We start from the raw sequence: 9,737 nt of genomic DNA on the forward strand, positions 1-9,737 counted from the left end.
GAATGCGTTACGAGATCGGTCTCGCTCCCGGAAGGGTACCGCCTTTGCCTCGTACTCGGCGAGCCGCGGCCACCACCCACACGGTTCGTGCTGCCCCTTGCCCCAGGCTGCCGAGTATCGGTTAGCGCCGGACTAAGGCCCCCTACATCCTTGCCGAGAAATTACACCGAGCGTGATTTCTCTGCAGATGCGAACACTGAGCGAGCGGGTCTTCGCCCTGGCGCCGCCGGAAGGGCGGTGCGACTGGACCCGCAGGGGTGGGCGTTCGTCGCCTCGCCGCTGCGCGCCATCGCCGATCTTGTCTATACTCGCCGGCAGATCGACTGGCGCGCGGACGGCATCGGTTTTCTGACCGATTCGATGCGAATCGATCCGGAGGATCTGCCCATCGACGACCTCGACGAGATTCTGGCTGCCTTTCGCAATCCACGCGTCCGCGTCCACCTGATCGGGCTGCGGGCGGAGTTGGGCCGATGATCGAGGGTCTGATCGAGGCCCGGGTGCGCGAGCTCCAGCCGGCCAATGCCGTCGAGCAGGAGAACGCGCCGCAAGAAGCGATGCAGGCCTTCGTGCTCGCCAGCCTCGCGCGCGGCGGTTTGCTCCGGTTGCGATCGCCATTCGCGCCTGCTACATGCCCTGCACTGACCGTTCGTGCGAGAATCTCACCTCCGACGTCCGTCCTGGTGCCTTTTTCGCTGACGCATTCAGGATCGGGGCGTCATCAGACCACCTAAGACGACTCCACCGGGCCCTCCGCGCCACCCGTTTGTAAACAGCGCGCGCACTCACGTGAAAGGATCGTGACTTTGTCGACGTCTACCCCGAGCAGCTTTCGCGAGCTGCCCCTCTCTCCCGATTTGCACGCTGCCCTCGAGGCGGCGGGTATGCACAGCCCGACGCCCGTTCAGGCGGCGGCGATCCCGCCGGCCCTTGCCGGCCAGGACATCATCGGCACCGCCCAGACGGGCACCGGCAAGACGGCGGCGTTCCTGGTGCCGGCCATCGAACGCCTGCACCAGGCCAACGGCGTCGGGCAGCGCCGGACCGCACTTGTCCTCGCGCCGACGCGTGAGCTGGCCGAGCAGATCCATGGCTGGGCGCTTCGCCTCGGCGGCCACCTGCGCCCGGCGGTCATCGTCGGCGGCGTCGCCTACGGACCGCAGATCCAGGTCCTGCGCAACCGGCCCGGCCTGCTCGTCGCCACGCCGGGCCGGCTGGTCGACCTGCTCGACCGCGGCGTGGTGGACCTGCGGACGGTCGCCATCCTCGTTCTCGACGAGGCCGACCGCATGCTCGACATGGGTTTCAAGCCGCAACTCGACCGCATCCTGCGTGCCGTCCCGGCTGAGCGTCAGACGATGCTCTTTTCCGCCACCCTCCCCACCGAGCTCACCACGCTGGTCCGCACCCACGTGCGCAACCCCGCGCGCGTCGATGTCGGGCGATTGGCAGCGCCCCCGAGCCGCGCCACCCAGGACGTCTACCTCGTGCGGCCCGACGACAAGACGCCTCTGCTGCTCTCCGTGCTCGACGAGCACCCCGGCACGGTGCTCGTGTTCGCACGCACCAAACACCGCACCGACCGCCTCACTCGGGCGTTGCAGCACGCTGGCCACCGCGCCCAGCGGCTGCACGCCAACCGCACGCAGGCACAGCGGCGCGAAGCCCTCGATGGCTTCCGCGGCGGCCGCTACCGCGTCCTGATCGCCACCGACATCGCGGCGCGTGGCATCGACGTCACGGGCATCGGGCGGGTGATCAACTACGACCTGCCGCAAACGGTCGAGGACTACGTACACCGCATCGGCCGCACGGCGCGGGCCGGGTCGCACGGCCACGCGTCGAGCTTCGCGTCTCCCGACGAGCGCGGGCAACTGCAAGCCATCGAGCGGCATCTCGGAAAGCCGTTACCGCGGCGCGCCGTCGCCGTGACCCGGGCCGGTGAGGCCCACCGGGCACCCCAGCACGCAGCGCTACGGAACGGCACCCCGGCGGCGCGCGACAACGCGCCGGCCTCCATCGAGACCCGGGGGCGCCGGCCGACCGGCCGCGCGCAGCGACCATTCAATCCGCGCCGGCGCGAGTCGGCGTTCGGCCGCTCGCGCCGCCAGCGCGACCGGTTCGCCGTCGCCGCCGAGCAGTAGGGCGGCTCTCCCCTGGCCCTGGCCCGATCTCGCAAAGGGACGCAGGGATGCTCCCGAGGAGCGGGCCGCTCACGCGGCCCCGCAGGAGGGTGAAAGGACCCTTCCACCCGTTGCCTCGGCGCTCAGCTCCGGTGTCCCAAGTCCACGGCTCGGCAACGGACGCCGTTAGGGGCGAACTCACGACTTGACAGCCGCTTCCGTCTGTTTGTAGATGGAATTCTTGGCCGTCCAGTCAGCGTTATGAGGACGGGGTACTTGGGCGCTGTTGCGGCCGTCCTTGGACGGCGTGGTGCGATCGCTGGGGGGAGGACCGACGATGCGCCTGATTGTCTACACACTTCTTACTGCGCTGCTCACGCTGGGCGCGGTGTTCGCCATGCACTGGTGGGGGGCACGGCCAGCGTCCCTCCCGGTCGTCGCAGCACCGCCAGAGATTGCCGGCGCGTCGTGCGCGCAAAGCATCGTGAAAGCCCGCGAGCTTACGCGCAGCGGTGCCCTCGATCCGGCGCGTCTGGCCTACCTCTGGGTGATCGAACATTGCGGGGATTCGCCGGTGTTGCCCGATGCACTGATCGAGGCCGGCTCGCTTTTCGCGCATCTGCTGCAGCGGCCGGCCGAGGCGCAGCAGGCATACGATATGTTTCTCCATCGTTTCCCGACGCATGCTGGCGCTGCCGACGCGACCTACCATCTCGCCAAGATCGAGATCGATGCCGGCGATTACGCCGCGGCCGTCGCCAACCTGACCCGCCTGGTGCAACGCCATCCAGATAGCGCACACACGGAAAGCGCCAGGTTTCTCGCCGCCAAGGCCGCCGAGCTGCTCGTCGCCAACCAACGCTCGCAGCGTACCGTCGTCGGGCAACTCGCCGCGCTGGTCCCGAACAACATCTTTTCGCTGCTGGCCTTGCTGGCCGCCATTGGACCGGCGGCCATTCAGACCGTGCGGCAGGCGCGGAACGATAGTGCGCCTGACCGCTGGTCGCGGATAATTCCAATTGCGATCGTTGGGCTCACCCTGGTGAACTACCTGATCAACAACGTCGACAACGCCAGGCAGAACGAGAGGGTGATGGAGAAGCTGGAGAACCTGGACAAATTGCTGAATGCCAGCGCCTACGCCCCGGAGGCCAGATGAGGTCCGGCAAAGGGCTGCACGCCGTGCTCACGTTGCCGATCGGAGTCGCGGTGGCGCTTCTGCTTCCGGCCATCGGCATGGCGGCAATCGAGGAGATCGACGCCTCGGCTCGCTTTCATCTCGGCGATAACGATACCAAGCTCGACGGCCATCGGCTGGCGCTCATGCAAGCCAAGCGCACCGCGCTCGAGAAGGCTGGAACCTACGTGGAAAGCATCTCGGAAGTGAAGGACTTCCAACTCACCCGCGACGAGATCCGCACCTATTCGGCGGGCATTCTCTCGGTCGAGGAAACGCAGGAACCGAAGTGGGAGATGGTCGGGCGCAATCTCGAGGTGACCGTCTACGTCAGGGTGCGAGTCGACAGGGACGACGTGGCGCGCAAGATCGCCACACTTCGCAAGGACAAGGACGCGACGCTCGAACTGAAGGAGGCGCGCCAGAAACAGTTGGAGAACGAACGCAAAATTGCGGATCTGAACAAGAAGCTGCGGAAGGCGAAGAAGGGCGCGCCGGCGACCGAGCGCGCCAAGGTCGAGCGCAGCGAGGCCATGACCGATTTCGACACGTCGACGCTCATGGCCCAGGCCGCCGTTGCAAAGCGATTCTCCGCGAACTCGTACGACGCCGCGAAGGGATACTTCCAGCACAATATCGTTCCCGCCGCCGGGGCGTGTTACCACAATCTCAAGCCCAAGGGGCAAAGCGCACAATCCGGGACGGACAACGGACTCCTGGTGCTGGCCGCTCCGGCATTGGCTCTGGCAATTCGCACGTCACGGATGAAGTATTCCGAAGGCAAGCAAAAGGAGGGGTCATGAAACGTGTGGGAATAGTGCTCGTGGGGTTGAGTCTCGCACTCGCGACGGCGCGCGCCGCATCCGAAGAGGCTGCGGCTGTTCCCAGGGAGGTCCGCGATTCCACGCAGATCTTCACCGAACGGATGATGGTCGTGAAGGGCGAGGGAGCGGCACCGTCGGATCGCCCGCTCAGTGGCGGCCAGAAGCGCCTCATGGCACTGCGGGCCGCGAAAGTGATCGCACTGCGCGAGCTTGCCGAGACACTTTCGGGCGTGCGCGTTGCCGGGGAAACCTGCGTCCAGGACGCGGCCGCCAAGAGCGACCAGGTGAAGGCCGCGGTGGACGGCGTAGTGCGCGGTGCCGAGGTCGTGCACGAGTCGTATGACGAGCGCACCGAGGTCGGGACGGTATACGTGCGCATCAGTCTCGACGGACCCAACGGATTGGCGCGCAGTCTGCTGCCCAAGATGATCGAACAGAAGGCGATCGACATCCCTGCGGCACCGAAGTTCGTTCCACCGCCCGCCGCACCACCGCCCGCCGGCGCGACGGTCGTGGACGCGCTCATCGTGGACGCCAAGGGAAGGGACTTCCGCCCGGCGCTGGTCAACCGCATCGTCGCCGGCAACGGCAGCGTGCTCTTCGAGCCGAGCAAGATCGCGCCCGAGATCCTCGCCAAGAAAGGCTGCGGCGATTACACCGACGATCTGGGCAAAGCCAGGGCCATCCTCGCCAGTCATGGCGCCAAGAGCCCGTTGGTCATTCAGGTCACCTCGGTGGTACGTTCGACTGACGCGCAGATCTCGGAGGGCGATGCGGCGGCGATCTTCACCGCGAATCAGAAAGGCAACTTCCTCGAGGCTGCCCAGGTCGTGTTCGTGTTGTGAGCTGTGGCCCGGACTGCCCGCGAGCAGCGGAGGGTTTCCGATCCAGCGCCCGCACTCCCGTGAACCCGTGATCCACATCCGACCGATACTAGTGGCAAGCGCGCTCATCGCCCTCGCCTCCGGCCTCGCCGGTGCCGCGGAGCCGAGCCCGTTCACCTCCACCTTCGTCGCACGCTGGAACCTGACCCACGGCAGATATCTGGTCGATATCGGCGAGTACCTGGAAGCGATCGAGGCCTTCGACACGGCGATCGAGATGGCGGATGCCGCGGAAGTACGAAGCGATGCGCAGCTCCAGAAGGCCTCGGTGCTCTCTCTGTTTCTCGACGCTCCCGACGAGTCGGTTGCGGTGTACGAAGCGCTGCTGGCGCGCGACCCTGCCTCGGCCGCCGCCGAGGCGGCGCTGTTGCGTGCGGGCATGGTTCTCTTCGACCGCGGTCAGTACGCGCGCGCCGCCACCTATTTCGACCGCTACGTGCAGCGCTATCCCAACGGCGCCTCGCGCGGCAGCGCGGAGTTCCTGCTGCGCCAGAGTCGCGCACGCAGCGAGACCGCACCGGCACCGTCGATCGCATTGCCGACCGCGACTGCATCACCGGCCTTACCGCCCAGCCCGACGGCGGTGCCCGGCCGCATTCCCACCGAGACTGCGCGCTCGACGCACGTGCCGACTGCCGCTGCCCCGGCCGCCACGCCAACGGCGCCGGTGAGTCCGCGGCCAACCCCGGTTGCCGCGCCGGCTGCGCTGCCCCCGTCCATCGAGGAAGTCCGAATCCGCGTGTTCAAGGGGCACAAGAACGTGCGCATCGAAGCCGACAGCACGCTGACGCTGACTCCCGCGCTCGCCGGCGGGCGCGCCGTCGAGCTCACCGCGCGTGGCGGACTCGTCAGTGTGGACGGGCAAGAGGGAGTTCCCGAGGTGACCATCGGTGCGGAACGCGACCTGACGCTGCGCGCCGGCGGCAGTGTGCGTCGTTACCGCGGTCGTCTTACGGTGCGCGCCGACGGAGGAACGCTGCTGATTGTCAATCGCGTTGGCATCGAGGAGTACCTGTACGGCGTCGTCACCAAGGAGTCGGCAGCGTCGTGGCCGCCGGAAGCGCTCCAGACGCAGGCCATCGCCTCGCGCACGTACGCCCTGTATCAAGTGCAGCATCGCCGGGAACGCGGATGGGACATGGTCGACGACGAGGGCTCGCAGGTCTACGGGGGCGTCGATGGCGAGAGTGCGTCGGGACGGCGGGCGGTCGACCAGACACGCGGCCAGGTGCTGGTTTACCGCGGTCGACCGATCTATGCGATGTTCACGTCTAACACCGGGTGGTACACTGGCGATCCGAAATTCATCTTCGATCAGCCGCTGCCCTATTTGAATGCGGTGCCAGACCCATACAGCCCGAGTGAACAATTGGGGCGATGGACTCGTACCTACAGTACAGAGCAGATGCGGCGGGCGCTGGGCGACATCGGCGTGCGGCTCGGACCCATTCGCGCCATCGAGCCGCGCGTCACCTGCCCGTCAGGCCGCATCGTTCGCGTGGCGATCGAGGACGATAGCGGCGCCCACCTCATGCGGACACGTCCCACGCTCGGCCGTGCCCTCAAGCTGCCCGAGATTCTCGTGGAGATACGTCGCGACGGGGATCGCTTCGTCTTCGCCGGCGGCGGCTTCGGCCACGGCGTCGGCCTGTCGCAATGGGGCGCGAAGAACATGGCAAGCAAGGGACATACGGCGCGCGACATCCTGGCCTTCTACTACCGGGGCGCAGAGCTGACGACGCTGACCGGCGAACCATAGGGTTTCCGGGCGCGGGCGCACCGCCTTGCGATTCGGGACCTTGCACCTGGGACTTTGGACTGTCGCATTCCCCGCAGGCATAGCGGACGGGAATGCGAGGAGGGGGACTTGAACCCCGAGAAAGATGCAGATGTGAAGGCCGAATTTACCACCGAAAACCGCCAAGAACCCCCATCAACCCCCAGAAATTGTGCCCCCGGGGGCACAATTCCAAGACCGAAGAAATCGACAAAGCCGTGAGCACGCGTGCTTGGGCAGCTCGTGTATCAGCAGCAGCGATACGGATCGATCATTCCAGAAAGTGAAAGGAGCAAGGGTTATGACAGGGCAGAAGGAAAGTGCGTTGCGAAAGGTTGCCCGTGAGATCCGCAAGGAGGCCGTGCGCCAGATCGGTGGTTTCCCCAAGGAGGAACTCCGCCAGCAACTGGCCCGTGGCTGGGGCAGAGAGTTCGCGCATCAGCTGTTCGGAACGCCGAGACGCCGGGGGCGAGGCAGGTGATCCAAGCGTCAGGGGAGCCGGCCGGTTCTCCGCGCGGAGGGCGGTGCACGTGTTGCGCTGCGAGAGTTGTGATACGGTTTTCCCGAGGCTGGAGGAATTAGGTATGGCATCTCAAACCGTCGAATCGCGACTCTCCGCGCTTGAACGAGAGATGGCCCAGATCAAGCGCATGTTGCGGAACAAGTCCGGCTCTACGGAGCCCTGGTGGGAACGTATTGCCGGCGCGTTCGAAGACGACCCGGTCTTCGCGCAGGCGATGAAACTGGGGCGTGAGTACCGAGAATCGCTGCGTCCGGGAACGGCCGAGCAGCGTGGCAAGAAGAATGGTCGTTCTCGACACCGATCATCTTAGCCTCGTGGAGTGGAGATCGGGAACGGATGCGGCTTCCCTGAGAAGACGTCTGCGCGAGGTGGACCCTGCATCGGTTGTTTCCACAATCATCAGCTTCGAGGAACAAATGAGGGGCTGGCTGACGCAACTGGCGAAGGCTCGAACGATTGCGCAGCAAGTCACAGCGTATAGCCGCCTGAGCAGGCACGTTGCGGTCTTTCGCGAAGTCCCGTTGCTGGAGTTCGACGAGCGGGCCGCGGCCGAGTTCCAGCGGCTGCGCAGATCGTATCGGAGGATCGGGTCCATGGACCTCAAGATCGCGGCGATCGTCCTGGTTCAGAGTGCCACCCTCCTGACCAGGAACCTTGGCGACTTCGGCAAGATCGACGGCCTGGTAGCCGAGGATTGGACCGGCCTGGCGTAGACGGATTCGATCGTTGCTCGGAGCGTCATCACGATCAACGACCACGACTGTGTGGTGTTGACCGACGCCATCCCCGACGCGGGCTTGGAAAGCCGGCGACATCGGCACGGTGGTGCACGTTCACGAAGGCGGATGCCGGCTACGAGGTCGAGTTCATGACTCTTGCCGGCGAGTCCGTGACCCTCGTGACGCTGCGGCCAGCGCAACTGGGCCCGATCCAGCCCCGGTCGGTGAGCCTATGAGCCTTGTGAGCCTTCTTGCCACTATCGGGTTGCTGCGCCTGACAGGCTGGCGGCAGGCGAGTCGCTTGCAGCAATCCCCGTCCGGGATATTGCAGGGCAGCCACCGCACGCAGAGTCGGCGTTCAACGGGTCATGCCACGAGGTACCCCCGCAGCGCGAGCAGGGAGCCGGTTGCAGCTTCCAGTTCTGCGCGTGTTGTCGCTTTTGGCCAGCTTCAACGCGAATCCGGCCGAAATGGCGGTCGCGGAGGGATCGAAGCACGTATCCGAGCCGGGTCTTCTGACCCTGCCGGCTGCCGCCCCCGAGATCGAGATCCCCGGCGATTCCGTACAGCTCCTTGGTCCCCACTTCGGCGGTGCGATGTTTTTCCCACCACGCCGCGATGAAACCGCGGAGTGCGGCGCTCTCGACGTCCGAAGCCTCATGAAATGAGTCCAGATTTCCGAGGAAGCCGGTGATGCCTGCCACGTCCAGAATGCCGCCCATGATCTGGCTCCAGGCATCGAAGCTCCCGAGCCGCTCGCTGCCGAGCGGTCTGCCGGCGGCAACCCATCTTTGCGTGTCCTTCCGGCAAGCGTGCGTGACGGCTCCGCGGGCCCGGCCGTATCCTCGTCGGCAGACGAGGAGGCGAAGCGATGGCACGACGAAGAGGCGGCCGAGCGGTCGGGGCGGAAGCGTTGCGAGGGCGGATCGAGCGGTGGCGTAAAGCGGGCCGGCCGGGAAAGCGCATGCCCGAGGAGCTTTGGGGCGCTGCGGTGGAGCTTGCAGACGATCACGGCGCCTACCGGATCGCCAACGAGCTTGGGCTGAGCTACCAGGCGCTCAAGCAACGCACGGACGAGGCAGCTCGAAGTCGCCGCAGGAGCGAGCGGGGGCAGCGCCGAAGGGCGGAGTTCGTCGAGATCGACATCGGGCGGGCGCTGGCGCACGAAGCGGGCGAAGCGACGGAGATCGAGATGATGCGCGGCGACGGGCTGCGGTTGCGGATCCGCCTGGGGGCGAGAGAGCAGCTGGACCTGACGGCAGTGACCGCGGCCTTTGTAGGGAGCCCGCGGTGATTCAGATCACGGCGCACATGCGCGTGCTGGTGGCAGTCGAGCCGTGTGATTTCCGCCGCGGCATAGATGGATTGGCGGCGCTGTGCCGGGCCCAGCTCGGCAGCGATCCGTTCTCGGGTACGGTCTTCGTTTTCCGAAATCGTAAACGCTCCGCGGTGAAGTGCCTGGTTTTCGACGGCCAGGGGTTCTGGCTTCTGCACAAGCGGATGTCGAAAGCGAAGTTCGCATGGTGGCCGTCGCCGGTGGCCGGACAGCGGGCGCGGCCGCTGGAGGCGCACGAGGTGGCGGTGCTGCTGAGCGGCGGGGACCCGCGCGGGGTGCGCGGAGCCGAGCCATGGCGTCGGATCGGGGATCGCGCAGCGTAAGCGTCGGCGGCCTTGCGTTCCACGGCCGGCGGTGGTACGACACCGGGCCAT

At 66.4% G+C, this 9,737-nt stretch carries 12 protein-coding genes; 11 read left to right on the top strand and 1 reads right to left on the bottom strand.

Annotation, left to right across the window (positions count from 1 at the left end):
• Positions 1–237 precede the first annotated feature (237 nt).
• The 9 genes from L6Q96_20140 to L6Q96_20180 all read left to right on the top strand — a co-directional run bounded on the left by L6Q96_20140 (position 238) and on the right by L6Q96_20180 (position 8,021).
• Positions 238–477, top strand: coding sequence for a hypothetical protein (locus tag L6Q96_20140; GenBank protein MCK6556864.1), 240 nt, complete (start codon positions 238–240; stop codon positions 475–477).
• The gene (locus L6Q96_20145) at positions 474–734 is read left to right on the top strand and encodes a hypothetical protein (GenBank protein MCK6556865.1); all 261 of its coding nucleotides are present in this window, start codon (positions 474–476) and stop codon (positions 732–734) included. Before L6Q96_20140 ends, L6Q96_20145 begins: the two co-directional genes overlap by 4 nt.
• 72 nt (positions 735–806) lie before the next feature.
• Positions 807–2,144: a DEAD/DEAH box helicase gene (locus L6Q96_20150; protein ID MCK6556866.1), complete on the top strand. Its 1,338-nt coding sequence runs from the start codon at positions 807–809 to the stop codon at positions 2,142–2,144.
• A 316-nt stretch (positions 2,145–2,460) separates the two neighbouring features.
• Complete coding sequence (locus L6Q96_20155) at positions 2,461–3,282, top strand: tetratricopeptide repeat protein (protein MCK6556867.1); 822 nt, start codon at positions 2,461–2,463, stop codon at positions 3,280–3,282.
• Positions 3,279–4,103 carry a hypothetical protein gene (locus L6Q96_20160; protein MCK6556868.1) on the top strand — a complete coding sequence of 275 codons (825 nt, stop codon included), beginning with the start codon at positions 3,279–3,281 and terminating at the stop codon, positions 4,101–4,103. Before L6Q96_20155 ends, L6Q96_20160 begins: the two co-directional genes overlap by 4 nt.
• Complete coding sequence (locus L6Q96_20165; GenBank protein MCK6556869.1) at positions 4,100–4,969, top strand: LPP20 family lipoprotein; 870 nt, start codon at positions 4,100–4,102, stop codon at positions 4,967–4,969. The genes L6Q96_20160 and L6Q96_20165 overlap by 4 nt, the downstream gene beginning before the upstream one ends.
• A 91-nt stretch (positions 4,970–5,060) precedes the next feature.
• Positions 5,061–6,767, top strand: a complete 1,707-nt coding sequence (locus tag L6Q96_20170) for a SpoIID/LytB domain-containing protein (GenBank protein MCK6556870.1) — start codon at positions 5,061–5,063, stop codon at positions 6,765–6,767.
• Between the two features lie 650 nt (positions 6,768–7,417).
• A complete protein-coding gene (locus L6Q96_20175) occupies positions 7,418–7,618 on the top strand; it encodes a hypothetical protein (protein ID MCK6556871.1) in 201 nt (66 codons plus the stop codon).
• A gap of 106 nt (positions 7,619–7,724) precedes the next feature.
• Complete coding sequence (locus tag L6Q96_20180; GenBank protein MCK6556872.1) at positions 7,725–8,021, top strand: type II toxin-antitoxin system VapC family toxin; 297 nt, start codon at positions 7,725–7,727, stop codon at positions 8,019–8,021.
• Between the two features lie 263 nt (positions 8,022–8,284).
• On the opposite strand, the gene L6Q96_20185 is transcribed toward L6Q96_20180, so the two are convergent.
• On the bottom strand, positions 8,285–8,749 hold the full coding sequence (locus tag L6Q96_20185) for a hypothetical protein (protein ID MCK6556873.1): 465 nt from the start codon (positions 8,747–8,749) through the stop codon (positions 8,285–8,287).
• A gap of 149 nt (positions 8,750–8,898) precedes the next feature.
• On the opposite strand from L6Q96_20185, the gene L6Q96_20190 reads away from it, so the two are divergent.
• Positions 8,899–9,321: a hypothetical protein gene (locus tag L6Q96_20190; GenBank protein ID MCK6556874.1), complete on the top strand. Its 423-nt coding sequence runs from the start codon at positions 8,899–8,901 to the stop codon at positions 9,319–9,321.
• Entirely contained in the window at positions 9,318–9,686 is a 369-nt protein-coding gene (tnpB, locus tag L6Q96_20195; GenBank protein MCK6556875.1) for an IS66 family insertion sequence element accessory protein TnpB, read from the top strand. The genes L6Q96_20190 and tnpB overlap by 4 nt, the downstream gene beginning before the upstream one ends.
• The last annotated feature ends 51 nt before the right edge of the window (positions 9,687–9,737 follow it).

This window comes from Candidatus Binatia bacterium (assembly GCA_023150935.1).
Lineage (GTDB): Bacteria > Desulfobacterota > Binatia > HRBIN30 > HRBIN30 > JAKLJW01.

Bases quoted from the DNA above. Each gene is read 5' to 3' on its own strand.
- L6Q96_20145 (MCK6556865.1), top strand. From the start codon at position 474: ATGATCGAGGGTCTGATCGAGGCCCGGGTGCGCGAGCTCCAGCCGGCC.
- L6Q96_20155 (MCK6556867.1), top strand. From the start codon at position 2,461: ATGCGCCTGATTGTCTACACACTTCTTACTGCGCTGCTCACGCTGGGC.
- L6Q96_20160 (MCK6556868.1), top strand. From the start codon at position 3,279: ATGAGGTCCGGCAAAGGGCTGCACGCCGTGCTCACGTTGCCGATCGGA.
- L6Q96_20165 (MCK6556869.1), top strand. From the start codon at position 4,100: ATGAAACGTGTGGGAATAGTGCTCGTGGGGTTGAGTCTCGCACTCGCG.
- L6Q96_20175 (MCK6556871.1), top strand. From the start codon at position 7,418: ATGGCCCAGATCAAGCGCATGTTGCGGAACAAGTCCGGCTCTACGGAG.
- L6Q96_20180 (MCK6556872.1), top strand. From the start codon at position 7,725: ATGAGGGGCTGGCTGACGCAACTGGCGAAGGCTCGAACGATTGCGCAG.
- L6Q96_20185 (MCK6556873.1), bottom strand. From the start codon at position 8,749: ATGGGCGGCATTCTGGACGTGGCAGGCATCACCGGCTTCCTCGGAAAT.
- L6Q96_20190 (MCK6556874.1), top strand. From the start codon at position 8,899: ATGGCACGACGAAGAGGCGGCCGAGCGGTCGGGGCGGAAGCGTTGCGA.